20 protein-coding genes are annotated in these 24,386 nt (G+C 71.4%); 9 read left to right on the top strand and 11 right to left on the bottom strand.

Annotated features, from left to right (window positions below):
* Positions 1–90 precede the first annotated feature (90 nt).
* Both ACGFIK_RS02175 and ACGFIK_RS02170 read right to left on the bottom strand, forming a co-directional pair.
* On the bottom strand, positions 91–1,671 hold the full coding sequence (locus tag ACGFIK_RS02175) for a metallophosphoesterase (protein ID WP_327022344.1): 1,581 nt from the start codon (positions 1,669–1,671) through the stop codon (positions 91–93).
* A 66-nt stretch (positions 1,672–1,737) separates the two neighbouring features.
* Positions 1,738–2,904: a PQQ-dependent sugar dehydrogenase gene (locus tag ACGFIK_RS02170; RefSeq protein WP_327022343.1), complete on the bottom strand. Its 1,167-nt coding sequence runs from the start codon at positions 2,902–2,904 to the stop codon at positions 1,738–1,740.
* 96 nt (positions 2,905–3,000) lie between these two features.
* Here ACGFIK_RS02170 and ACGFIK_RS02165 point away from each other — a divergent pair, with 96 nt between their 5' ends.
* Positions 3,001–3,921: a 2-hydroxyacid dehydrogenase gene (locus ACGFIK_RS02165; protein ID WP_327022342.1), complete on the top strand. Its 921-nt coding sequence runs from the start codon at positions 3,001–3,003 to the stop codon at positions 3,919–3,921.
* Here ACGFIK_RS02165 and ACGFIK_RS02160 read toward each other — a convergent pair.
* Positions 3,915–4,292: a PH domain-containing protein gene (locus ACGFIK_RS02160; RefSeq protein ID WP_327022341.1), complete on the bottom strand. Its 378-nt coding sequence runs from the start codon at positions 4,290–4,292 to the stop codon at positions 3,915–3,917. The genes ACGFIK_RS02165 and ACGFIK_RS02160 overlap by 7 nt on opposite strands.
* Before the next feature lie 210 nt (positions 4,293–4,502).
* Between ACGFIK_RS02160 and ACGFIK_RS02155 the strand changes: the two genes are divergently transcribed.
* Positions 4,503–6,824 carry an EAL domain-containing protein gene (locus ACGFIK_RS02155; RefSeq protein WP_327022340.1) on the top strand — a complete coding sequence of 774 codons (2,322 nt, stop codon included), beginning with the start codon at positions 4,503–4,505 and terminating at the stop codon, positions 6,822–6,824.
* 13 nt (positions 6,825–6,837) lie between these two features.
* On the opposite strand, the gene ACGFIK_RS02150 is transcribed toward ACGFIK_RS02155, so the two are convergent.
* Positions 6,838–7,851 (bottom strand): LacI family DNA-binding transcriptional regulator, encoded by a 1,014-nt coding sequence (locus ACGFIK_RS02150; protein WP_327022339.1) that lies wholly within the window; start codon positions 7,849–7,851, stop codon positions 6,838–6,840.
* A 322-nt stretch (positions 7,852–8,173) separates the two neighbouring features.
* Between ACGFIK_RS02150 and ACGFIK_RS02145 the strand changes: the two genes are divergently transcribed.
* The 4 genes from ACGFIK_RS02145 to ACGFIK_RS02130 all read left to right on the top strand — a co-directional run bounded on the left by ACGFIK_RS02145 (position 8,174) and on the right by ACGFIK_RS02130 (position 13,908).
* Positions 8,174–9,451, top strand: a complete 1,278-nt coding sequence (locus ACGFIK_RS02145) for an extracellular solute-binding protein (RefSeq protein WP_327022338.1) — start codon at positions 8,174–8,176, stop codon at positions 9,449–9,451.
* A gap of 76 nt (positions 9,452–9,527) precedes the next feature.
* Positions 9,528–10,520: a sugar ABC transporter permease gene (locus ACGFIK_RS02140; protein ID WP_327022337.1), complete on the top strand. Its 993-nt coding sequence runs from the start codon at positions 9,528–9,530 to the stop codon at positions 10,518–10,520.
* A gap of 62 nt (positions 10,521–10,582) precedes the next feature.
* The gene (locus ACGFIK_RS02135; RefSeq protein WP_327027239.1) at positions 10,583–11,428 is read left to right on the top strand and encodes a carbohydrate ABC transporter permease; all 846 of its coding nucleotides are present in this window, start codon (positions 10,583–10,585) and stop codon (positions 11,426–11,428) included.
* Positions 11,425–13,908, top strand: a complete 2,484-nt coding sequence (locus tag ACGFIK_RS02130) for a glycoside hydrolase family 2 protein (RefSeq protein WP_327022336.1) — start codon at positions 11,425–11,427, stop codon at positions 13,906–13,908. The genes ACGFIK_RS02135 and ACGFIK_RS02130 overlap by 4 nt, the downstream gene beginning before the upstream one ends.
* Positions 13,909–13,966: 58 nt before the next feature.
* Here the strand turns inward: ACGFIK_RS02130 and ACGFIK_RS02125 are convergent, their stop codons facing one another.
* The 4 genes from ACGFIK_RS02125 to ACGFIK_RS02110 form a co-directional block, all read right to left on the bottom strand.
* Positions 13,967–14,755, bottom strand: coding sequence for a hypothetical protein (locus ACGFIK_RS02125; RefSeq protein WP_327022335.1), 789 nt, complete (start codon positions 14,753–14,755; stop codon positions 13,967–13,969).
* Positions 14,752–15,084 (bottom strand): hypothetical protein, encoded by a 333-nt coding sequence (locus ACGFIK_RS02120; RefSeq protein WP_327022334.1) that lies wholly within the window; start codon positions 15,082–15,084, stop codon positions 14,752–14,754. The genes ACGFIK_RS02125 and ACGFIK_RS02120 overlap by 4 nt, the downstream gene beginning before the upstream one ends.
* A gap of 37 nt (positions 15,085–15,121) precedes the next feature.
* Positions 15,122–15,814 carry a YbaB/EbfC family nucleoid-associated protein gene (locus ACGFIK_RS02115; RefSeq protein ID WP_327022333.1) on the bottom strand — a complete coding sequence of 231 codons (693 nt, stop codon included), beginning with the start codon at positions 15,812–15,814 and terminating at the stop codon, positions 15,122–15,124.
* A 104-nt stretch (positions 15,815–15,918) separates the two neighbouring features.
* On the bottom strand, positions 15,919–16,530 hold the full coding sequence (locus ACGFIK_RS02110; RefSeq protein WP_327022332.1) for a hypothetical protein: 612 nt from the start codon (positions 16,528–16,530) through the stop codon (positions 15,919–15,921).
* A 141-nt stretch (positions 16,531–16,671) separates the two neighbouring features.
* On the opposite strand from ACGFIK_RS02110, the gene ACGFIK_RS02105 reads away from it, so the two are divergent.
* The 3 genes from ACGFIK_RS02105 to ACGFIK_RS02095 all read left to right on the top strand — a co-directional run bounded on the left by ACGFIK_RS02105 (position 16,672) and on the right by ACGFIK_RS02095 (position 20,484).
* Positions 16,672–17,010, top strand: coding sequence for a metalloregulator ArsR/SmtB family transcription factor (locus ACGFIK_RS02105; protein WP_327022331.1), 339 nt, complete (start codon positions 16,672–16,674; stop codon positions 17,008–17,010).
* A gap of 38 nt (positions 17,011–17,048) precedes the next feature.
* Positions 17,049–18,713, top strand: coding sequence for a SulP family inorganic anion transporter (locus ACGFIK_RS02100; RefSeq protein ID WP_327027237.1), 1,665 nt, complete (start codon positions 17,049–17,051; stop codon positions 18,711–18,713).
* 199 nt (positions 18,714–18,912) lie between these two features.
* Complete coding sequence (locus ACGFIK_RS02095) at positions 18,913–20,484, top strand: carbohydrate-binding protein (protein WP_327022330.1); 1,572 nt, start codon at positions 18,913–18,915, stop codon at positions 20,482–20,484.
* Between the two features lie 65 nt (positions 20,485–20,549).
* Here ACGFIK_RS02095 and ACGFIK_RS02090 read toward each other — a convergent pair whose 3' ends face one another.
* From ACGFIK_RS02090 to ilvD, 3 genes are all read right to left on the bottom strand, one after another.
* Positions 20,550–21,182, bottom strand: a complete 633-nt coding sequence (locus ACGFIK_RS02090) for an endonuclease/exonuclease/phosphatase family protein (RefSeq protein WP_327022329.1) — start codon at positions 21,180–21,182, stop codon at positions 20,550–20,552.
* A gap of 179 nt (positions 21,183–21,361) precedes the next feature.
* Positions 21,362–22,459, bottom strand: a complete 1,098-nt coding sequence (locus ACGFIK_RS02085) for a DUF4037 domain-containing protein (protein ID WP_327022328.1) — start codon at positions 22,457–22,459, stop codon at positions 21,362–21,364.
* 14 nt (positions 22,460–22,473) lie between these two features.
* On the bottom strand, positions 22,474–24,321 hold the full coding sequence (gene ilvD, locus ACGFIK_RS02080; RefSeq protein ID WP_327022327.1) for a dihydroxy-acid dehydratase: 1,848 nt from the start codon (positions 24,319–24,321) through the stop codon (positions 22,474–22,476).
* Positions 24,322–24,386: the final 65 nt, after the last annotated feature.

The raw sequence follows: 24,386 nt of genomic DNA, 5'->3' as shown, positions 1-24,386 counted from the left end.
CAAGATCGCCGGGGCGGGGCGGGGCGGGGCGGGGCGGGGCGGGGCGGGGCGGGGTGAGGTGAGGTGAGGTGAGGTGAGAGGGGGGCGGGGTTAGCGGGTGGGGGTGGGGGTTGGGGTGGTGGGGGGAGTGGGGGTGACGGGGGGAGTTATGACGGTGCGTTCCAGGTTGACCTGGGCTTGGCCGGTGCCTCCGACGGTGATGGTGTCGTAGGCCTGGAGCTGCTTGTCCTGGTCGAAGTAGAGCACCGTCATGGTCAGCGGGGTCGGCTCCTCGCCCTCCAGGCCGCGTAGTCCGGCGCCGCCGGTGGAACCCTGCACCATCAGGGTGGTGGGCTGCTGGCCCGGTACCTCCGGCAGCTGTTCGATCTGCCGCCGGTGAGTGTGACCGGCGAGCACCAGCGGGGTGGTGCCGGACAGGGGGCCGGCGATGACGGGGTCGTGCACCAGGGCGAGGTTCACCGGCTTGGGGGAGCTGCGGATGGTGGCGGCCAGGGTCTGACCGGTGGTGACCAGTTCGTCCGCGGTGGGCGGGACCGGGCTGCCGGCGGCCGGGGAGGTGCTCTTGTCCGGGGTGAAGCGGGGGTCGCCGATGCCGGCGATGGTCAGTCCGGCGACCGTGGTGGTCGCGTTGTCCAGCACGATCGCGTTCGGTTGGCGGGCCACCGCCGCCGCCGTACGACCGGAGTCGTGGTTGCCCCGGATGTAGACGTACGGCTTGCGCAGCAGGCTGATCGAGCCGACGTAGGAGGCCTCCGGCTCGCTGCCCCAGTCGGTGATGTCCCCGGTGTCGATGACCACGTCGATGCCGAACTGCTCCACCACGGTGCGGATGAGCTGCCAGGCGGCCGGGTTGAGGTGCATGTCGGAGATGTGCAGGACCCGGGTGGTGCCGGGATCCTGCTCGTACACCGGCAGCGCCGACACGGTGGTGTAGAGCTGGGTGACGTTGCCGATGAGGCGTTGGAGCTGCTCGGCGTACCGGGTGTAGTCGTTGGCGATCTTGCGTACGTCGCCGACGATCGCGGGGGCGTTGACCAGCAGCCCCTCGTAGGTCGGCTCCTCGATGGCCTGGGGTCGCAGGGTGCTCGCGGCGGTGCCCAGGCTGCCCGCGGCGATCAGCAGGGCCAGCCCGCCCGCCCAGGCGGCCCGGCGGGTGTCCCGGAACACCAGCAGGGCCAGCAGCACGGTGGCCAGCACGGTGGCCCCGAGGGTACGCAGCCCTAGCCGCAGTACCCCGTCGTGGACCTCGTCGACCGCCGACTGGGTGGCCCGGTTGAGACTCGCCGGGTCGTCCAGCAAGGCCTCGACCCGGCTCTGGTCCAGCGCACCCAGCTCCACGGTCAACTGGGTGGGCCCGTCATGGCTGTTGAGCAGGAGAGCGCCCAGCGGCGGGATCTTGATGGTGGTGCCGCCGACCGTGGTCGGTGAGATGGACAGCTTGGCGCGGAAGGGACCGATGTCCGTCTCGACCTGCCCGCCGGCCAGGGTGCCGAGCAGCACCCCGGCCAGGGTGACGACCAGCACGGCCAGAGCCGTCCCTATTCGGCGTAGGCCGGTGGACCGCCCACGGCGGGGGGACGCCGCATTGCCCCGCCGCAGCGCGGGGAAGCGGCGGGTGCGACGGGTCGGCTCCGCGCCGTGGGGCGGCTGCCCGTGTTCCTGATCGCCCATATCGAGACTCTGACCTGCCCGCCGAAGGATCTTGACAAACCTGAGGGTGCTGTACTAGAGCCTGCCTCAGCTTCGCCCAGCTCCGCCACCTGCGAAAACAAGTCGCAACAGTCGGTCGTCCTCGGCGGCGGGACGGCCCCGCCCGTCATGGTTGGAGGTGCCCACCCAGATCGAGCCGTCCGGGGCGGTGGCCACCGCGCGCAGCCGCCCGTACCGCTCGGTCAGCAGGGCCTGGGGCTGCCCGAGCACCGTCCCGGCGTCGGTCAGCTCGACCAGCCAGAGACGCTGGCCGCGCAGGCAGGCGGTGGCCAGGGTGCGTTCGGTGGCCGCCAGCCCGGAGCAGGAGGCCTCGTCGGTAGACCACTGCACGATCGGGTCGACGTACTTGTCGTCGTCCCCTCGGCCCTCCACCTCGGGCCAGCCGTAGTTCTTGCCCTTGGTGATCTGGTTGATCTCGTCCCAGGTGTTCTGACCGAACTCGACGGCGTACATCCGGTCGCCGTCCCAGGCGATGCCCTGCACGTTGCGGTGGCCCAGGGACCAGACCGGGGAGTCCGGGAAGGGGTTGCCGGGCGCGGGCTTGCCCTCCGGGGTGATCCGCAGGATCTTGCCGCCGAGCTGCTCGGCGTCCTGGGACTGGTCGGTGTCCCCGGCGTCGCCGGTGCTGGCGTAGAGGTGCCCGTCGGGGCCGAAGGCCAGGCCGCCGCCGTTGTGGATGCCGGCCTTGGGGATGCCGGTCAGGATCGGGGTGGGTTTCTCGCCGATCCGCAACCGGGCGATCCGGTTGTCCTGTTCGGCGGTGTAGTAGACGAAGACCGTCCTGTCCTGCGCGTACTGCGGTGACACCGCGATGCCCAGCAGGCCACCCTCGCCCGAGGCGACCACCTCGTCGATGGTCTGCACCTCGGTGACCCGCAGACCGTCCGTGGTCGACTCCGGGCCGACCTGGACTATCCGGCCGCTGTCCCGTTCGGTGACCAGGGCCCCGCCGTCGGGCAGGAAGGCGATGCCCCACGGCACCCGCAGCCCCTGGGCGAGCACGGTGGCGACGACCTCCCGGTCGCCCTCGCCCGCCCCGGCGGAGGGGGTGGGCAGGTTCGGCGGTTCACCGGCGGGATCCGGCTCCGGTTCGCCGAGGCTGCAACCGGTGGCGACCAGCAGGAGTGTCGCGCAGGACACCCCCAGGAGGGTACGGAGCTTACGGGCACGGGGGAGTGGCAGACGGGCGCTCACGCGGCCCAGGGTAGCCCGCCGTGGACGCCCGCGCCGGTGCCCGCATCCGCCGACCCGCCGTGGCGCTGGCCGTCGCCGGGGCTATCGTCAGCCAGCGTGAAGGTATGGATTCCGCACGAGACCGGTCACGACCTGCTGGGTGAGCTGCCGCCGGAGGTCATCGTCGAGACGATGAGCGATCCGGACCGGCTGCCCTCCTCGACCGCCGGTGTCCGGTTCTGGGTGCCGCCCTTCCTGGCCCCGGCGGCGGCCACCACCCTGCTGCGGGAACTGCCCGACCTGGCGGTGGTCCAGCTGCTCTCGGCCGGGGCGGATCCGTGGATCGGGCGGATCCCGCCGGGGGTCCTGCTCTGCGATGCCCGGGGGGTGCACGATCCCTCGACCGCCGAGTGGGTGGTCACCGCCATCCTGTCCCAGCTGCGTGGCTTCCCGGCCCTGGCCCGCGCCCAGCCCCAGCGTCGGTGGGCGTACGACGAGGTGGCCCCGACCGACGAGCTGACCGGCAAACGTGTGCTGATCGTCGGTGCCGGTTCGATCGGTACCGCCGTGCGGAACCGGCTGGCCCCCTTCGAGGTGCAGTTCGACCTGGTGGCCCGGACGGCGCGACCGGGGGTGCACGAGGTGGAGGCCCTGCCCACCCTGCTGCCGCAGGCCGACATCGTGGTGCTGCTGGTGCCGCTGACCGAGCAGACCCGGGGCCTGGTCGACGAAGCCTTCCTGGCCGCGATGCCGGACGGCGCCCTGCTGGTGAACGCCGCCCGGGGACCGGTCGTGGACACGAAGGCGCTGGTGGCCGAGGTGACGACCGGCCGGATCAGCGCGGCCCTGGACGTCACCGACCCGGAACCCCTGCCCGCCGACCATCCGCTCTGGGAGCTGCCGAACGTGCTGATCACCCCGCATGTGGCCGGGTCGGTACGCGGGCTGCTGCCTCGGGCGTACGACCTGGTGGGGCGACAGATCCGGCGCTTCGTCGCCGGGGAGCAGCCCGACAACGTGGTGGTGGACGGCTACTGAGCCGCCTGGACCTCGCCCTGTCCGGCCGCGGCGACCAGCAGCGGCAGGTCCCGCTGGCGTACCGCGGGCAGGACGAGTCGAGAGCCGTCGTCGAGTTGGGCCACCGCCCGGCCGCGGGCGTCGCCGCCCAGCTCGACGATCTGGTCCCAGCGGATCCGGCGGTCGCCGACCAGGGCCCGTAGCCGCAGCCCGTCGCGGTCCGCGTCCGTACCGGCCCGCCAGGCCCAGACCCCCACGGCCAGGGGCACCAGCAACACCGGCAGCAGGTACGCGCTGGCGCTGGCCAGGGGCAGGGCACCGATGGTGCCGATGATCGCCCCCACCAGGAGGGCCTGATGGTGTCGGAATCGGGTGCTCTCGGTGCGGCTCACCCCTCGATGATTCCACCCGCAGGGCGGCGGACGGCACCGGGTGGCGGACGAGGGCCCTGCTGCGTGTGCTCAACCGAGCGCGTACAGTGATCTGGCTCACCGGGCGTCACTGCTTGCGCGCTGGCTCGTTTACGGGGACGAGTGGCCGACTAGCTGTTCGCCCCTCGCACCGCCGCACCGCCCCCGTGCCCCCTCACGAAGGCGAATGTCGTGCCCGTCGCGTCCGTGTTCCGCGCCACCCTCCGACGTACCCCCCTGCCGGAGCTCTGCGTTGTCGCGGTGGCGGCCGTTCTCGTCCTGGTCAGCGCCGCCGGAGCGATGCCGGGGCTGGCGGTGGTGGCGCTGGCCGGCGCGGCCGGTTCGACCCTGGCCGGGGTGCGGCTGTCCCGCCTGGCCGCCGGCCCCGAGGTGCCGACCGCCGGTCCGGGTGGCGGGCGGCTGGCCCGTCGCCGTGCGGCCCGCCCCCGTCGGGCCGCCGCCCTGCTGCACGCGGCCGTGGTGATCGCCGGGCTGTCCGTGGCGGTGCTGCCGCTGGTCTCCGTCGGTGGCCGCCCGGCGGCCGCCCTCGCCGGACTGGCCGGTACCGCCGGACTGCTGGCCGGTGGCCTGTTCAGCCTGCCCCGCCGGGCGGAACCCTCCGCCCGGATGCCCCGTCGTCGGCTGCTCGACGGGGTGGCGGCCGGAGCCGCCCTGGTGCTCACCGCCTGGTTGCTGCTGCCGTACGCCGGGGTGTCCGCCCAGGTGCGGCTGGTCGCCGCAGTGGCCGTCGGGGTGCTGGCGGTAGCCGTGCTCGCCGCGCTGACCGGGCCGCACCGGCACTCCGGGATAACCCGGTGTCGGGCCGGGGCAGGACTGACCCTGCTGGCCCTGACCCTGCTGGTGGCGCTGCCGACCGAGGTGGGGCGGGCGGCCCTGGTGGCGGTGGCCCCCCTGGTGATCGGGGTGCTGCTGACCGCCGCCGGGGTGCGGCGGGTGGTGGAGACGGACTCGGAGCCGACACCGGCGGCCACGGCGCTCTGGCCACGGGTGGTGGTGCCGGCGGCCGGGGTGGTGCTGGCCACCGTCCACCACCTCCAGTCCGGGCGGCTGCCGGACCGCACCACCGTGCTGCTGGCCCTCGCCGTGGTGCCCGCCCTGGTGGCCCGCGAACTGCTCGACCCCGTCCCGGAGACCACCCCGACCCCGGCAGCGCAGACCACTACGAGCCCGGGAGCCCCGACCCCCGGCGACCCGCAGACCACCCCGGCCTCGGTGACGCCGACCCCCGCCGGCCCGGAGAGCACCCCGGCGACCCTGGCCGTCGAGGAGTCCGTACTCCGTGGCCGTGCCGCCCTGCTGCGGGCCCTGGTGGCCCGGTCGGAGTCGGCGGGCGGCACCCTGCTGGTGGTCGACCTGCACCTCGCGGAGTTGCCCGGGATGACCGTGCGGGACGACATGGTCGCCGAGGCCCTCCGCCGGGCCCGGGCCGTGACCACCCCCGAGGACGAGGTGGTAGACCTGACCGGCAGCGGTTTCGCGGTGGTCACCGGCGCCGCCTCGTTGCTGGCCTACGCCCTGGGCGCCCGGCTGCTGGCCACGTTGAACCGGCCGTACGAGGTGTCCGGGGCGGTGCTGCGCTCACGGGCCAGTATCGGGCTGGCCGAACTGGCCCACGGTCGCCCGGAGGACGTGTTGCGCCAGGCGGAACTGGCCCGCCGACGCGCCACCCAGCTGGGTCGGGACCGGATCGAGTGGTACGACGCGTACCTGGAAGAGCAACTGGTCCGCCGACTGGACCTGGAACGGGAACTGCCCGGCGCGGTCGCCCGAGGCGAGTTGGACCTGGTCTACCAGCCGGTGGTCGGGCTCGGCGACCGGCTGCCGGTCGGTACGGAGGCCCTGCTTCGTTGGCGCAGTCCGGTGCTCGGCACGGTCTTCCCCGCCGAGTTGCTGCCGGTGGCCGAGGATCTCGACATCACCGGCGAGTTGGACGCCTGGGTGTTGGACCGGGCCTGCCGGCAGGTGGCGGAGTGGTCCCTCGGGGGACGACGGCTGCGGATGGGGGTCAATGTCACCGTCCGGGAGCTGACCTCGCCGGATTTCGTGCCCCGGACGGCGGCGGTCCTGGCGGCGTACGGGGTGGCGCCGGATCAGCTGGTGGTCGAGGTGGCCGAGCCACGGGTGGGTGCGGAGTTGTCGACCGTGGTGGCCCGGTTGGCCGGGCTGCGGTCGATGGGCATCCGGACCGCTCTGGACGACTTCCGGGTCGAGCAGGCCTCCCTGGCCCAGCTCCGGCGACTGCCGATCGACCTGCTGAAAGTGGGACCGGAGGTGGCCGGGGCCGACGGGGAGCGCCCTCTGCTGGACGTGGTGGTCACGGTCGCCGACCGGTTGGGGGTGGAGGTGGTCGCCGACAAGCTGGAATCCGCCCACCAGGTCGAGGCGGCCCGCCGGGCCGGGTTCCGCTACGGCCAGGGGTACGAGCTGGCCCGGCCCGCCACGGCCGAGCGGGTGGAGGCGTACTTCGAGGACTTCCCGTACACCTTCCGGTGATCGCTTAACCGGTTCATGCCGCCGGACCGGTGCTGCCACGGGGGCTCAGGTGTGCCTGTTCGTCCTGCAGGTCGGTCGCGGGAGCACCCTCGATGAGCCGAAGGAGTTGCCGGGCGGCATGTGCCCCGTAGGCCGGGATGTCCCGGCCCACCGCGGTCAGCGGCGGATGCACCAGCCGACACAGTGGAGAGTCGTCCCAGGCCACGATGGACAGATCGGCGGGAACGGTCAACCCCATCTCCTGGGCCACGGACAACCCGGCGATGGCCATCACGTCGTTGTCGTAGATCACCGCGGTGGGGCGGACCCGGGAGCTGAGCAACCGCCGGGTCACCCGGGCCCCTTCCTCCCCGGTGTAGTCCGTCGAGACGACGACCGACTCGGCCAGCCCCAGACGCTGACACACCTCGGTGAAGGCCCGGGTGCGGATGTCGGTGTGCAGCAGGTCGGGCAGGCCGGCCACCCGGGCCACCCGGCGATGCCCCAGGGCGTACAGGTACTCCACGGTCTCCACGAGGGCCGCGGCGTCGTCGGCCCAGACGCTGGCCAGCCGCCCGGTGCCGGACGGCCCCCCGATCACCACGGCGGGCAGCCCCAACTCCTCCAGCACCGGCACCCGCTGGTCGTCGGTGCGCAGGTCGCAGACCAGCACCCCGTCGACCCGCCGCTCACCCCACCACCGGCGGTAGACCGCGATCTCGGCCTGCGGGTCGGCGACCACCTGGAGGGTCAGGGCGTACGACCGGGCGGACAACTCCGCCTCGACGCCACTGATCAGCTCCATGAAGAAGGGTTCTATGCCGAGGGTCTGGGCGGGGCGGGCGAGGATCAGGCCGATGGCCCGGGCGGTGGCCCCGGACAGGGCCCGGGCCGCACTGCTGGGGCTGAAGCCGATCTCGGCGGCGATGGCGAGGATGCGTTGCCGGGTCGCCTCGGAGACCCCGGGCTGGCCGTTGAGGGCGTACGACACCGCGCCCTTGGAAACCCCCGCCCGCCGGGCGACATCCGCGATCGTGGGCCGCTTCACCGGCGTACGCCCTCCTGAGCCAGTCCGTTGTCCGCTGGACAGGCTACCCGCCGATGGCCACCGACCAGGTGTGGGCCTGAAGGTGGCAACTTGTTCGGTTCAGCCCAGCACCTGAGGGCTCGGGTTCTGTCGAGCTGAGCCGGCCAGGCCCCCTGTATCGCCGGGTGGATCAGGGTTTTGTCGTCCTGAGGTTACGGGCGGGCCGGTTTGGTGACCCGCCGTTGACACGCCTGATGCGTCCCCGTACGGTGGCGTCACTTATCCGGTTCAGTCGATGTATCTCGATCTTTGTATCGATCCCACTCGTCTTGGAGGATGGGTCATGAAGCGGTCTACGCCTCGATGGCTGCGGGTAGCAGCCGTGGCACTGGCGGTCGGCTCCCTCGTCGTAGCCTGCAGCGGACGCAGCACCACCGGTGGCACCGGCGGTGACGGTCAGGTCACCCTGACGATCAACTTCTGGGGCGACTTCGGCCTCCAGGAGCTCAAGACCAGGTACGAGGCCGAGCACTCGAACGTCAGGATCGCCCTCAACTCGGGCGAGTACAACGCCCAGCACGAGGACCTGCAGAAGAAGCTGATCGCCGGTTCCGGTGCGCCCGACATCGCGGCCATCGACGAGGGCTTCATGGTGCAGTTCCGCAGCCAGGCGGACCAGTTCGTCAACCTGCTCGACCGTGGTGCGGGCAAGTACGAGAGCAACTATCTGCCGTGGAAGTGGAAGCAGTCGCTGTCGGCCGACGGCAGGACCCAGATCGCTCTCGGCACCGACGTGGGCGGCCTGGCCATGTGCTACCGCACGGACCTGTTCGCCGCCGCCGGCCTGCCCACCGACCGGGACCAGGTCTCCGCCCTCTGGCCCACCTGGGACGACTTCCTGACGGTGGGCCAGCGCTATGTAGCCCAGACGAACAGGAAGTTCCTCGACAACGCGACGAACCTGTTCAACCCGATCCTCGGCCAGCAGCCGGTCGGCTTCTACGACTCCGAGGAGCGGCTGCTGATGGCGGGCGGCCCGAAGGTCGCCTTCGACTACGCGGTCAAGGCCGCCGACCTGGGCCTGTCGGCCAACCTGACCAGCTTCCAGGCCGACTGGGACAAGGGTTTCACCAACGGCTCCTTCGCGGTGCTCACCTGCCCGGCATGGATGCTCGGTCACATCCAGAACACCGCGCCCGGGACCGAGGGCAAGTGGGACATCGCTGCGGTGCCCGGCGGTGGTGGCAACTGGGGCGGGTCCTTCCTGACCGTCCCCAAGCAGGGAAAGAACATCGATGAGGCGTACAAGTTCCTGGAGTGGCTGATCCAACCCGAACAGCAGATCGAGGTCTTCAAGACGGTAGGCAACCTGCCCTCACAGCCCGGGCTCTACACCGATCCGGCGATCGCCGACTTCAAGAACGAGTTCTTCAACTCGGCGCCGGTCGGGCAGATCTTCCCGAAGATGGCCGAGGGCCTGACGCCGCAGTACCTGGGACGGAAGAACGGACCGACCCGGGTGGCGGTGGAGAACGTGATCAACCGGGTGCAGAACGGCACCCTGAAGTCGGACGCGGCCTGGGCCGAGGCGATCAAGGAAGCCGAGAAGGCCAGCAGGTGAGGTGACCGGGGCGCGCGGGCGGGTCCGCGCGCCCCGGCACCGGTCCGTCGTCCCGTCGTACCTGGAGTGTGTCCTCATGCCCACCACGCGCGCGGCCGGCGAACCGGCCCTCCGCCGCCGAGGGGCGGCCCCCGACCGGTCGATGACCTGGCGGGATCGGCTCCACCGCTTCGACGTGCGTTACGTGCCGTACCTGTTGATCGCGCCGTTCTTCCTGCTCTTCCTCGTCTTCGGGCTGTTCCCGATGGTCTTCAACGCGGTGGTGGCACTGCGGCACTGGCGCCTGGACCAGCCGGACCTGACCGGCTGGGCCGGGACGGAGAACTTCCGCCGGCTGTTCACCGACGGCGACTTCGGCAACGCCCTCTACAACACCTTCGGCATCTTCCTGCTCTCCACCATCCCGCAACTGCTGCTGGCGCTGGTCGTCGCCTCGATGCTGAACCGTCGGCTGCGGGGCCAGACCTGGTGGCGGGTCAGCGCGTTGCTGCCGTACATCACCCCGATCACCGCCTCCACCCTGGTGTTCAACGTCTTCTTCGCCCGTGACCTGGGCATGGCGAACTGGGCGCTCGGGCTGGTCGGGATCGGCACCGAGAATCCGATCGACTGGCGGGCCGACAAGCTGCACTCCTGGATCGCCATCGCCACGATGGTCAACTGGAAGTGGGTCGGCTACCACGCCCTGCTCTTCCTGGCCGCTATGCAGTCCATTCCCCGGGACGTGTACGAGGCCTCGGCCCTGGACGGGGCCGGCCCCTGGCGTCAGCTCTGGCGGATCACCGTGCCGATGATCCGTCCGGTGCTCATCTTCAGCGTGGTGCTCTCCACCATCGGCGGGCTCCAGTTGTTCACCGAGCCGATGCTGTTCGACCTCAACGCACAGGCCGCCACCGGGGGTTCCGGCGGGGAGTGGCAGACCGTGGCCCAGCTGATCTACCGGGTGGGCTGGAAGGACCTCAACCTCGGGTACGCCGCCGCGATGTCCTGGGCGCTGTTCCTCATCATCCTGGTGGTCGCCGCGCTGAACACCGCACTGACCAATCGCATGTCGGGGGGACGCAGGTGAGTCTTCTTCAGCGGCGGCGTACCGCCCCGGCCGTACCCTCCGCCGCGCGTCGGCGGTCCGCGATGCTGGGTCGGGCACCGCAGGACACCCCGGCCGGCATCGGCACCTATCTCTTCCTGTCGGTCACCGCACTGTTCGCGGCCTTCCCGCTGTACTGGATGTTTGTCATCGCCACCAGCACCGACGAGGCCACCTCGCAACTGCCGCCGGTGGTGATCCCCGGGGACCGGTTCCTGGCGAACCTGGAGGAGGTCTTCTCCCTCCAGGACGTCTACTTCGCCGCATCCCTGGTCAACAGCGTCATCGTCGCCACGGCGGTGACCGCCTCGGTGCTGTTCTTCTGCTCGCTGGCCGGCTTCGCCTTCGCCAAGCTGCGGTTCCGGGGCAGCCGGGCCCTGATGCTCTTCGTGATCCTGACCCTGACCGTGCCCAACCAGCTCGGCATCGTCGCGCTCTACATCGTGATGGGCAGGCTAGGTTGGAACGGCACCCTGCTGGCGGTGATCGTGCCCGGCATGGTCACCGCGTTCGGGGTGTTCTACATGCGACAGTTCATCGTCAACACGGTGCCGGACGAGTTGGTCGAGGCCGCTCGGGTGGACGGGGCCAGCACCATGCGGATCTGGTGGACGGTCGCCCTGCCCGCGGTGCGTCCGGCCCTGGTGGTGCTCGGCCTGCTCACCTTCGTCGCCACCTGGAACGACTTCCAATGGCCCCTGATCACCCTCAACGGCACCGACTACCCCACCTCGATGGTGGCCATCTCCGACCTGGCCAGCGGCAACTACGTCATCTACCGGCGGGTGCTGGCCGGCGCGTTCGTGGCAACGGTGCCACTGCTGATCATGCTCGTCATCGGTGGTCGACAGATCGTCCGAGGAATCATGGAAGGCGCGGTGAAATCGTGAGCGACACGCGCGGGACCGGTCCGCTCCGGCAGGCACTGCACGAGGGTTGGACCCTGCGGGCGGTCACCGGCCCGCAGGTCCCACCGGAGACAGAGGGTCGGATCGTACCGGCCACCGTGCCCGGCTGTGTGCACACCGACCTGCTGGCCGCCGGGCTGATCCCCGACCCCTACCTGGACGACAACGAGACCCGGCTGGCCTGGATCGGGCACACCGACTGGGTCTACGAGACCACCTTCGACCGGCCCCCCGGCGCCCACCGGCGGCTCGACCTGGTCTGTGCCGGGCTGGACACGGTGGCCACGGTGGCCCTCAACGGGGTCGAGGTGGGCCGGACGGAGAACATGCACCGCGGCCACCGCTTCGACCTGACCTCGCTGCTACAACCCAGGAACAACACCCTGGCCGTACGCTTCGACTCCGCCTACCGGTACGCCCATGCCCACCGGGACCGCCTCGGCGACCGGCCCAACGCCTACCCGGAGCCGTTCCAGTTCATCCGCAAGATGGCCTGCAACTTCGGCTGGGACTGGGGGCCCACCCTGGTGACCGCCGGAATCTGGCAGGAGATCGGCCTGCACGGGTGGTCGGTAGCCCGGCTGGCCACCGTACGCCCACTGGTCACCGTCACCGGTGGCGACGGGCGGGTGGACCTGCATGTCGAGGTGGACCGGCTGGCCGAGGTGCCGCTTACCGTACGGGCCCAGGTGGCCGGGGTGCTCGTCGAGGCGACCCTCCCGGCGGGGCAGCGCAACACCACCCTGGTCGTCGAGGTGCCCCGACCCGCCCGGTGGTGGCCACGGGGCCACGGCGACCAGCCCCGCTACGACCTGGACCTGACCCTGCACGGGCCGGAGGGGGACATTCTCGACACCTGGCACCGGCGGATCGGGTTCCGCTCGGTACGCCTGGACACCACCCCGGACCCGCACGGTGCCCCGTTCACCCTGCACGTCAACGAGGTGCCGATCTTCGTCCGGGGAGTCAACTGGATCCCGGACGACGTCTTCCCCACCCGGGTCACCCGGGAACGCCTGGCCCACCGCTTCGACCAGGCCCTGGCGGCCAACGTCAACCTGCTGCGGGTCTGGGGCGGCGGCCGGTACGAGTCGGCGGACTTCTACGACCTGGCCGACGAGCGGGGCCTGCTGGTGCAGCAGGACTTCCTCTTCGCCTGCGCGGCCTACCCGGAGGAGGAGCCGTACGCCGGGGAGATCGCCGCCGAGGCCGCCGAGCAGGTGACCCGGCTGGCGTCGCATCCCTGTTTGGTGCTGTGGACCGGGAACAACGAGAACATCTGGGGCTGGCACGACTGGGGTTGGCAGGAGCAGTTGGCCGGGCGCAGCTGGGGTCGCGGCTACTACCTGGACCTGCTGCCCGGCATCCTCGCCGACCTGGACCCCACCCGCCCCTACTGGCCGGGCAGTCCCTGGTCGGGCAGCGAACAGATCCACCCCAACGACCCGGCGTACGGCACCACCCACATCTGGGACGTCTGGAACACCGAGGACTACCTCAGGTACCGCGACTACCTGCCCCGGTTCGTCGCGGAGTTCGGATACCAGGGGCCACCGGCGTACGCGACCCTGCGCCGGGCGATCTCCGACGAACCCCTTGCGTACGACTCGCCCGGCATGGCGCACCACCAGAAGGCCATCGACGGCGACGCCAAACTGCGCCGGGGGTTGGACGCCCACCTGCCCGAGCCGCGCGACTTCGACGACTGGCACTACCTGACCCAGCTCAACCAGGCCCGGGCCATCCAACTGGGGGTGGAGCACTTCCGCTCCCACCGGGGGCGGTGCATGGGCACCATCGTCTGGCAGCTCAACGACTGCTGGCCGGTCACCTCCTGGGCCGCCATCGACGGGGACGGTCGCCGCAAACCCCTGTGGTACGCCCTGCGCCGGGCGTACGCCGACCGGCTGCTCACCCTGCAACCCCGCGACGGCGGACTGGCCCTGGTAGCGGTCAACGACACCGGCAGGCCCTGGCGGGCCCCGGTCACGGTCACCCGGTTCACCCTGGCCGGGGAGCCCCGCGCCAAGACCACCCTGGAGGTGGCGGTGCCCGGGTACGCCACGGTCACCCTGGCCCTGCCGGCGGACCTGGCCCGCCCGGAGGACCCGTACACCGAACTGCTGGTGGCCGAGGCGGGCGAGGCGGCCGGACGGGCCTGGTGGTTCTTCGCGGAGGACCGTGACCTGCCGTTGCCGGCGGCGGACTTCGCGGCCACCGTGCAGCCGGTCGACGGCGGCCTGCGGGTCCGGGTGCACGCCCACACCCTCCTGCGGGACCTGGTGCTCTACCCGGACCGGCTAGATCCCGACGCCGAGGTCGACGAGGCCGTGGTGACCCTGCTGCCCGGGGAGTCGACGACCTTCACGGTGCGCACGGCGCAGCCGATCGACCCGACCGCCCTCATCACCCGACCCGTGCTGCGCTGCGTCAACGACCTGTCCACCCCGTCACCGGCCTGATCGACCGGCCACCCCGCCGCCCGGCACCGGGTCTCGGGCGGCGGATCATGGCGGTGGGTCAGTCTGCGACCCGCCAACGTCCGCTGGCGGCCGTGGGATCCACCCGGGGCCAACCCCACTGGCCACCCTGCTCGACCAGCCCGCCGTTGTCGTTGAGGGCCTGCTGGAGGCTGGTCAGGCTGGTGCTGCGGGTCTGCAGGTAGGCGGTGGTCAGGCCCACCGTGGCTGCGATCAGGCCGATCACTGCGGCGGCGGTGGCCCCGGCGTCGACCGGTGCGGCAGGCGCACCGATCAGGGAGGCCAGCAGACCGACCGCGGCGGCCAGGCCGACCACGAAGGTGACGAGGGCTCCGGCGATGCCGATCCAGAAGCCGATGACCCCCCAGGCGAGCTCCTCGAGGATCTCCTGCACCCGTTCCGCCAGCGGCTTGATCGTCGCCACCGCCCGGGACTGGGCGTCGGCGGAATCCGCGTACGCCGAGGCGGCCGAGCCGGTCCACCGGTTGTCGGCCTTCATGCCATATGTCGAGACCTTCTGTTCCAGCCCGCTGGCCGGCGTGCCGACGTGCTGGTCCCAGTACTCGCCCAGCCGGAACAGGGTGGGGGGCATACCCGGCTGGGTGATGAACTTCTGCACCTCGTCGAAGATCTGGTTCGCCTTGGGGCGGAACTTTCGCCAGCACCACCGCATCGTCGCCACCACCGGGATGGGCAACCACTTGGCCACCCGGTCGATCCCGTCCGACAGTTCGTTGATCGCCTGCTGAATGTCCTCAAGGAGTTCGTCGACGTCCTTGAGCAGTTCCTCGAAGATGAGTTCGAGTTCGCCGGCCCCCGCAGTGCTCACTTCGGCTCCCCGATCGTCTTGAAGCTGATCGACGCCTCCGCGTCGGTGTACTGGTAGTCCTCGACCACCGAAACCAGGACTCCCGCCATCTCCTGCATGGCGCGGGCACCCTCGGTCAGCAGGCGGACTGCCAGATCCTGCACCTCCTGGTACTTGCTGGTCACCCCGCCGCTGTCGGCCAGGTAGCCGAGATGCGTCCCAGAGAGGTTGAGAGATCGTGCGTGGGCGGCTGCCATGTTCAGGGTGTCGGCGGATCGGCGCCAGTTAGCGGCGTCCTGGTGGATCGCCTCGAAGGCGGCGACGACCTCTTCGTTGCTAGGGTGCGACATCAGGCTCCTCGAAGGACGCGGATGGTCGGCGGCCGACTCAGGCCAGCAGGCCGATGCGGCGCAGCATGGCGGTCGGGTCGGCGGCGTTGGACGGGTGCGCCGCAGCGATCGCCGGGAAACCGGCCAGCACCTCGGCCGCCTGGGTGGCAGCCCGGTCATAGGCGTCCCGGCAGGCCCGCAGGATCTCCTCGGCCAGTTCCCGACTGCCGGGCCGCTCACGTAGCCAGCGCGGGCTGATCTCGATGCTGGTCACCTGCTCACCCACCAGCCGTACGGTGACCCGGTCGCCCGCGCGGCCGAGGATCTCCTTCTCGGCCTGCGCCTCGAGTGCCTGCCGGTAGCTCCGCAGATCCGCACGCACCTGCCGCAGCTCCGTCAGGGTCTGCCGCAGCGCCTCGATCTGCCCCGCCAGATCCGGTGCCGGGGCGAAGCGGGGTCGGCTGATCGCCGGGTCCGGCTGCGGCACCGGTCCGGACTCCTCCGCCCGGGTATCGACCCGACGTGCCCAGGCTTCCCGACGATCGGAGACCGCCGCCTCGATCGCGGCCTGCACCGCTGTGGGAAGACCATGTGGGCCCACGATGGAGGCCCACCGCGCAGTGATCTCCAGTCGGGTGACCCGGTCGGCGTGGTCGACCTGAACGTGAACCACCTGGGCCTCGTCCCGGCCCTCACCGACGATGTCTGATCCGTCCATCTGCCACATCAGCTGCTGTGCGTCAGCGTGCATGGCGAAAAACTCGCGCTCGGCGACCATTGCATCCCCCCGGTGTCGTCGCCGGCCGAAGCTAGCAGATCTTGGTCGCTTCCGATGGCCCGTGACGGTGGCGGCGGTCAGCCCTGTGGTGCCCGGGTGGCCAGGGCGGACAACTCCTGGGCCACCTCGGCCGTGCCGGGTCGTCCCGCGGCGGACAGCATGGTGGCCAACGCGATCAGTTCGCGCTGTGGCAGCGGCGCCCCGGTGTCCACGGCCAGCATGAGACGGACCGATCCCTCGGGGCCGGTCACCACCAACTCCGGGATGCGTTCCTCGTTGACCCTGGTCACTCCGGGTCCGGTCACCGTGAACCGACGCGTCGTCGGCCGCAGGGTCACCTGGTGCGCCGTGGCCAGGTCCACCGTGCGGGGTCGAATCCGCTGTACGGTCAGCCGGGTTCCCTCCAACCAGGCGGCCGACCGCAGCACCACGAGCACGCTGCGGATGACCCAGGCCGTCATGGCGGTGGCCAGCACAGCGGGTGTGCCGAAGATCACCACATTGAACAGGGGTCGACTCCCCGTGTCGCTCGAACTCAGCGTCCAGAGCAGGAACATGCCGAGGACGGCACCGAGGCAGCCGGCTACCACGACACCGAGTACGCCGAGGAGCACCAGGACCGTCAACCGTCCGGACCGGGTCTGCCGAAAGCCGGACGACAACTGGATTCTCTGGCTGTGGGGGTTCACCCGCTGATCATGTCAAGAAGGCCCGCTCCGGTGCTGCCCCGACCGATCCGGGCCGTCCTATCGATCTTCCAAATTGAAGAATCCTGCAAGTGCTAAAGTCTTCAGCGTGCCGACCCGGGCGCTGGGGAAGGAGTACGAGGCGTGTCCGTGCCGCTGTACCAGGCGAAGGCGGAGCTGTTCCGCACCCTCGGCCATCCCGTCCGCATCCGGGTGCTGGAGCTGCTCCAGGACGGCCCCAAACCGGTGCGTGACCTGCTCGCCGCCATCGATGTGGAGGCCTCCAACCTCTCCCAGCAACTGGCCGTGCTGCGCCGGGCGGGCATGGTCACCTCCCACCGGGACGGCCCACTGGTGATGTACGCGTTGAGCACCCCCGACGTGGCCGACCTGTTGGCCGCCGGTCGGCGGATCCTCGGGGCGGTGCTCGCCGACCGGGACGGCCTGCTCGACCAGTTGCGTGCCGGGGGAGCGGGCCGGTGAACGACGTCGGAGCCGCACACAACAGCGGGCCGGGCTCGATGCTGGCCGCCGTCTGGCGGCGTACCCGTGCACTGCTGCCCGACCGGGCCGACCTGCAGGCGGTCCGGCGAGCGCCGCGCCGCGACCTGGTGGCCGGGCTGACCGTGGCGGTCGTCGCCCTGCCGCTGGCCCTGGCCTTCGGGGTCACCTCCGGGCTGGGGGCGGAGGCCGGGCTGATCACCGCGGTGGTGGCCGGTGCGGTGGCCGCCGTCTTCGGCGGGTCCAACCTCCAGGTCTCCGGGCCCACCGGGGCGATGACGGTGGTGCTGGTGCCGATCGTGGCCCAGTTCGGGGCGGCCGGGGTGCTGATGGTCGGCGCCCTGGCCGGGCTGATCCTGATCGCCCTGGCCTTCGCCCGCATGGGGCGATTTGTGCGCTTTCTTCCGGTCCCGGTGATCGAGGGCTTCACCGCCGGCATCGCCGTGGTCATCGCCCTGCAACAGGTGCCGGCCGCCCTGGGGGTGACCGAGGCCGAGGGGGAACGGGTCTGGGCGGTGGCCGCCGACGCGGTGGCCCGTTTCGTCGTACACCCCCAGCCGGCCCCGATCGCGATGGCCCTCGGGGTGGCGGCGGTGATGCTGCTCGGTGCCCGATGGCGTCCCGGAGTGCCCTTCTCGCTGCTGGCCGTGGCCGCCGCGACCCTGCTGGCGGAGTTCGCGCCGGTCGACCTGATCCGCATCGGGGCGCTGCCGCAGTCCCTGCCCGCCCCGTCGCTGGACTTCCTGGACCTGGGTGCGGTCGGGGTCCTGCTGCCCGCCGCCCTGGCGGTGGCGGCACTGGCCGCGTTGGAGAGCCTGCTCTCGGCCACGGTCGCCGACGGCATGACGGTCGGCCAGCGACACGATCCGGATCGGGAACTGTTCGGGCAGGGCCTGGCGAATCTGGCCGCCCCGCTGTTCGGCGGCATCCCGGCCACCGCGGCGATCGCGCGTACCGCCGTGAACGTGCGGGCCGGCGCGGTCTCCAAGCTGGCCGCCCTGGTCCACGCCCTGGCCCTGGCCGGCATCGTGCTGGCCGCCGCGCCGCTGGTCGGCCGCATCCCACTGGCGGCCCTGGCCGGGGTCCTGCTGGCCACCACGGTACGGATGGTCGAGGCGGCCTCGCTGTGGGCGCTGGCCCGCTCCACCCGGGGCGACGCCCTGGTGCTCGTGCTCACCTTCGCCGTCACCGTCATCTGGGACCTGGTCACCGCCGTGGCGGTCGGGGTGGGGGTCGCCGTCGTGGTGGCCCTGCGTGCCGTGGCCCGCAGCGCCCGGCTGGAACAGGTCCCCCTGGACCGTGGCGAGCACACCGAGGAGGAGCAGGCCCTGCTGGCCGAGCACATCGTGGCCTACCGCCTGGACGGTCCCCTCTTCTTCGCGGCCGCGCACAACTTCCTGCTCCAGCTCTCCGACGTGGCCGACGTGCGGGTGGTCATCCTGCGGATGTCCCGGGTCTCCACCATCGACGCCACCGGCGCGCAGGTGCTCGGCGACGCCATCCGCCGTCTCCAGGGCCGGGGCATCACCGTGCTGCTGTCCGGCATCGATCCCGACCACGACCAGGTGCTGGACACCCTCGGGGTGGCCGATCAGCTACGCCGCGACAACCTGATCTTCCCGGACACCCCGGCCGCCATCGCCCACGCCCGCACCCTGGCCCTGCCCGCCGCAGCCGCGGCCTAGGCGGCGAGGGCGCGCTGGTAGGGTCGCCGCCCCCTAGGCGGACACCCGCTGACCGTCCGTCGGGCGGGGGCGCCGCCGCCGTAACGGCGCCGCCATCCCGCACGCATTGACCGATGTCGAATGACCGGCTACCATTCGGCGGGTCGGAAAGCGCTTTCCCGCTGGCGGGTGGCCCGGCCTCGATCCTTGGAGAAGCCCCATGGAGTGGAAGTCAGTCGGTGCCGCCCTCCTACTCGTGGCCGCCGCCGTCACCGTGCCGGCGGCCGGACCGGCATCGGCCGCCCCGGTCCGGTACGAAGCCGAGCACAGCCCGGCACGGTGCACCGGCACCATCGACAGCAACTGGCCCGGCTACTCCGGCAGCGGGTTCTGCAACGGCAACAACGCCGTCGGTGCGTACGCCGAGTTCACGGTCTCCGCCGCCACCTCCGTGACGGCGGAGGTGCGGGTCCGGTTCGCCAACGGCACCACCGGCAGCCGTCCGGTCGACCTGATCGTCAACGGATCGACCGTGCGGAGGGTGTCCTTCGAGAGCACCGGGGCCTGGGGCACCTGGGTGACGAAGTCGCTGTCGGTGAGCCTGCGTGCCGGCAGCAACACCATCCGACTGCACCCGACCGCCGCCGAAGGGCTGCCCAACCTGGACTACCTGGAGTGGGACACCGACCCCGCGCCGTCGGAGGTGCTCCATGTGGCCACCAACGGCGACGACGGCAATCCGGGCACCCTGGCCGCCCCGCTGGCGAGCATCCAACGGGCCGTCGACCTGGCCCAGCCCGGCCACACCATCCTGATCCGGGGCGGGCGGTACGCCCCCGGCAGCAACATCCAACTGCTCAAGGACGGCACCTCCGGCCGACCCATCACGATGCGCAACTACCCCGGGGAGCGGGTGGTCATCGACGGGGAGAACATGCCGCACACCCCGGCCCCGGTCGGCGGCAGCATCCCCCGGCCCGAGCGGGGCGCGGTCCACATCGAGGGCGGCTGGTGGCGGCTGATCGGTCTGGAGATCATCAACGGCCCGTACGGGGTGTTCGGGCTGGATGTCAACAACGGGGTCTTCGAACGCCTGGTGACCCGGGACAACTACGAGTCCGGCTTCCACCTGCAAGGGGCCTCGAGCAACAACCAGATCATCAACCTGGACTCGTACGGCAACCGGGATCCGCGGAAGAACGGGGAGAGCGCCGACGGCCTGGCCATCAAGGAGGGGTCCGGCAGCGGCAACCTGGTGCGGGGCGTCCGGTTGTGGAACAACTCCGACGACGGGCTGGACTACTGGATGTTCGCCTCGCCCATCCTCACCGAGAGCAGCCTGGCCTGGGGCAACGGGTTCAACCGGTGGAACCTGCCGGACTACACCGGTGACGGCAACGGGTTCAAGCTCGGCGGCAATTCCGTCTCCGCCAACCACACCGTGCGCAACAGCATGGCCTGGGACAACGCGGTCGGCGGCTTCATCGACAACAACAACCCCGGACAGCACCGGATCGAGCGGAGCACCGCCTGGCGCAACCCGGGCACCGGATTCAACCTCAGCCGCTCCACCAGCACCCTGACCGGCAACCTGGCCGTGGGCAACGGCACCAACGTCTCGCTGGGTGCCAACTCCCGGGGCAGCGGCAACTCCTGGGACCTCGGCGGCAGTTGGTCGCTGGCCAACACCAACCCCACCACGATCACCGGCCCCCGCAACGCGGACGGTTCGATCCCCTCCTCGACCTTCCTGCGCCCGGCCAACGGAGCCAACGTCGGAGCCCGCTTCTGAGGGCCTGCGCCGAGGAGGTCGACAAGGCCCTGGGACAGTCGACACAGGCCCAAGGGACGGCCGCCTCAGCGCCGCAGGTCCAGCCAGACCAGCCGGTGGTCGGAGGTGGGGAAGCCGCCCGGCAGGGCGGGGGAGTAGTCGCCGACCAGCCGGAACAGCGGGTCACCCGGCACCGGCCAGAAGACCCCGGCGGAACGGACCGGCAGGCCCCGGCTCGGCAGCAGGTAGTCGACCCGCAGGTTGCCGGGGCTGGTGTCGGCGAAGTCACCGGTGTCGAAGCGCGGATCGCCGCGGTGGTCGAGGTTGGCGCCACCCTGCCGCTGGGCTGCGGCCGTACCACCCGCGCTGGCCGGCACGACCCGGTCGTCGACCCGGGGGTGGTCGAGCAGCTGCTGCGCCGCCCCGGGCACGCTGTCCCCGTCGTACGGGTCGGCGTTGAGGTCCCCGGCGATCACGAGGTAGTTCTCCTGGAACAGCGCCAACGCCCGGCCGGCCGGGTCGTAATCGAACTCGTTGACCAGCAGTACCTCGGGGCGTACCCGCTGGATCACCTCGGCGACGTTGGCGGCCTGGGCGTTGTCCCGGCGGGACACGTCGGCGACCAGCCCACCGGCGGTGTCCCGGTTCAGCGAGGCGTTGAAGGTGGCCACCCGTACGGTGGCAGGATGCCGCCCACCGGCACCGGCCGGACCCGTCACCGCGAGCGTCGCGGTCGCCGCCAGCAGCGCCGCCGTGACACCGGCGCAGACCTCCGCCTAGCACCCATCGAGGTACCTCCCCATTCACGATTCACGATCGCCACGCTACCGAAAGCGGCGTGGCGGCAGGATGAACCGCGATCGACGATCGTGCCCGGGATGAGCGCTCAGGGCGAGGGTCACCGGTGCAGGGCGGCTGTGACCGCGCGGGCCCGGTCGGGCACGGTGAGGACCTCCGTGCTGTCCACGAACTGGTCGACCCCGCCGAGGTGTCGCGGCAGGGCCGACACCTCCGGATCGGTGATCGACCGGTGGGTGGAGTCGGCGAAGCGGTCCGCGGCCAGCACCCGGAAGGGTCGGTCGTGGAACTGGCGCACCCGGGGCTCGACCGGTTCGCACAGGCCGAGGTCGTTGTGGGCGCGGGCCAGATGCTCGTACGCGGCGCAGAGGGCCTCCTCACGCTGTGGCCAGCCGGGGGCGGCCAGGGCCTCGGTGAGCCACGGTTGCAGGGTCGGGGCGCAACGCAGTCGGGCGAACGCCGTACCCAGCCATTTGCTGTAGGGCGGGTAGCTGCGTTCGATCAGCATCGCCAGGCGCATCAGGTCGCGGACCAGCCGCGCGGTGACCAGCCGGCAGCCGAGGTCGTCGCCGACCTCGGCGCAGCGGCCCGGGAAGGATTCCTCCTGGGCGATGCGCCGCCACTGGCCGGCCAGCAGATACCGCCAGATCTCCTCGGGATACCAGGCCAACGCGGCCCGCAGGGGTTCCAGTCGGCCCAGCCCGTCGTGGAAGACCGCACCGGAGGTGAGCTCCAGCAACCGTTGGGTCGGGAGGGCCAGCCAGTCGCGGGCGGACAGCCCGCCGCGCGGGTCCGTGCCGAGGCGGGCGACCAGCCAGGTGTCCAGGTCGATCACCTCGACCCGGTGCGCCACCGGGCCCTCGCCGACCGGCCCCAGGGTGCCCGAGCGGCCCGGCTCGGGCGGGCTGAAGTTCGTGCTCCAGCCCCGCACCGTGGCCGGCATCCGCTCGGCCAGCATCCGGATCAGGTCCTCGGTGTGCCGGTGGGCGTCGGCGGGCCGGAGGAACAGCAGCAGCCGGGGTCCCCAGTCGTGGTCGGTCGAGCGGGGGGTGTCGAAGCCGAGCACCTCCGACCCGGGGCCCAGCAGGGCCGCGGAGTGGACCAGCCCGGGGTGGGTGGCATCGAGGATCGGCCGCACCGCCTCGTGGTAGGTGTCGGCCGCGAGAGACAGACCAGGGATGAACGCCGGTACGCCCATCCCTGGTGTCTAGCTCATTCGGGCACGCGGCGGTAGGCGCCGTCGCTGGCCGAGGTGGCCATCGAGGCGTACGCGCGCAGTGCCGCGGAGACCGGGCGCTGCCGGTCGACCGGGGTGTACGGGCGGTCCCGCTTCTCCTGGGCGATGCGGCGGGCCTGTAGCACGTCCTCCGGCACGTTCAGCTCGATGGACCGGTTCGGGATGTCGATGACGATCTCGTCGCCGGGCTCGACCAGCGCGATCAGCCCACCGGCGGCGGCCTCGGGGGAGGCGTGGCCGATGGACAGCCCGGAGGTGCCACCGGAGAACCGGCCGTCGGTGAGCAGGGCGCAGGCCCGGCCCAGCCCCCGGCCCTTGAGGAAGGAGGTGGGGTAGAGCATCTCCTGCATGCCGGGGCCACCCTTGGGCCCCTCGTAGCGGATCACCACCACGTCCCCGGCGACGACCTCCTTGGCCAGGATGGCGGTCACCGCGTCGTCCTGCGACTCGTAGACCTTGGCCGGGCCCCGGAAGGTCAGGCACTCCTGCGGCACCCCGGCGGTCTTCACCACGCAGCCCTCCGGCGCCAGGTTGCCGTAGAGGATGGCCAACCCGCCGTCGGCGCTGTACGCGTGCTCCCGGTCCCGGATGCAGCCCTCGGCGGCGTCGGTGTCCAGGGTGGACCAGCGGTTGGTGGTGGAGAAGGGTTCCGTGGTGCGCACCCCGCCCGGTGCGGCGTGGAACAGCTCGGTCGCCTCCGGGGTGGCCGAGCCGCTACGCACGTCCCAGTCGGCCAGCCAGCGCTCCAGGGTGGGGGAGTGCACGGCGTGCACGTCCCGGCGCAGCAGCCCGGCGCGGTTCAGTTCGCCGAGGATCGCCGGGATGCCACCGGCCCGGTGCACGTCCTCCATGTGGTACTGCGGGGAGTTCGGGGCGACCTTGGCCAGGCAGGGCACCCGGCGGGAGATCTCGTCGATGTCGGCGACGGTGAAGTCCAGCTCGGCCTCGCGGGCGGCGGCCAGCAGGTGCAGGATGGTGTTGGTCGAGCCGCCCATCGCCACATCCAGGGCCACGGCGTTCTCGAAGGCGGCCCGGGAGGCCACCACCCGGGGCAGTACGGAGGCGTCGTCCTCGTCGTACCACCGCTTGGCGATCTCCACGACGGTGCGGCCGGCCTCGACGAACAGGGACCGCCGGGCGGCGTGGGTGGCCAGGGTGGAGCCGTTGCCGGGCAGGGCCAGGCCGATGGCCTCGGTCAGGCAGTTCATCGAGTTGGCGGTGAACATGCCCGAGCAGGAGCCGCAGGTCGGGCAGGCGGAGCGCTCGATCTCGCCGAGCTGGTCGTCCGTGACGGCCTCGTTGGAGGAGGCGATCATCGCGTCGATCAGGTCGATCTTGGAGTGCACGATGCCCTCGATGGCCACCGTCTTGCCGGCCTCCATCGGGCCGCCGGAGACGAATACCGTGGGGATGTTCAGCCGCAGGGCGGCCAGCAACATGCCCGGGGTGATCTTGTCGCAGTTGGAGATGCAGACCAGGGCGTCCGCGCAGTGCGCGTTGACCATGTACTCCACCGCGTCGGCGATCAGTTCCCGGCTGGGCAGGGAGTAGAGCATCCCGCCGTGGCCCATGGCGATGCCGTCGTCGACCGCGATGGTGTTGAACTCCCGGCCCACCCCGCCGGCCTCCGCTACAGCGTCGGCAACCAGGCCACCCATGTCCTTGAGGTGTACGTGACCCGGGACGAACTGGGTGAAACTGTTCGCGATGGCGACGATCGGCTTACCGAAATCGTCGTCGGTCATCCCGGTGGCCCGCCACAGGGCCCGGGCACCGGCCATCGTCCGACCGTGCGTGGAGGTCTTCGACCGCAGCTCAGGCATGGGTACCAGTCTGGCACCGTCGTCCCGGGGTCGGACAGGTGAGTCGGATGTGTCCCAACAGATGC

This window comes from Micromonospora sp. NPDC048871 (assembly GCF_043198155.1).
In the GTDB taxonomy this organism is placed as follows: Bacteria; Actinomycetota; Actinomycetes; order Mycobacteriales; family Micromonosporaceae; genus Micromonospora.
Note: the sequence above shows the minus strand (reverse complement) of the source record. Positions and strands in the feature narration are given on the sequence as shown.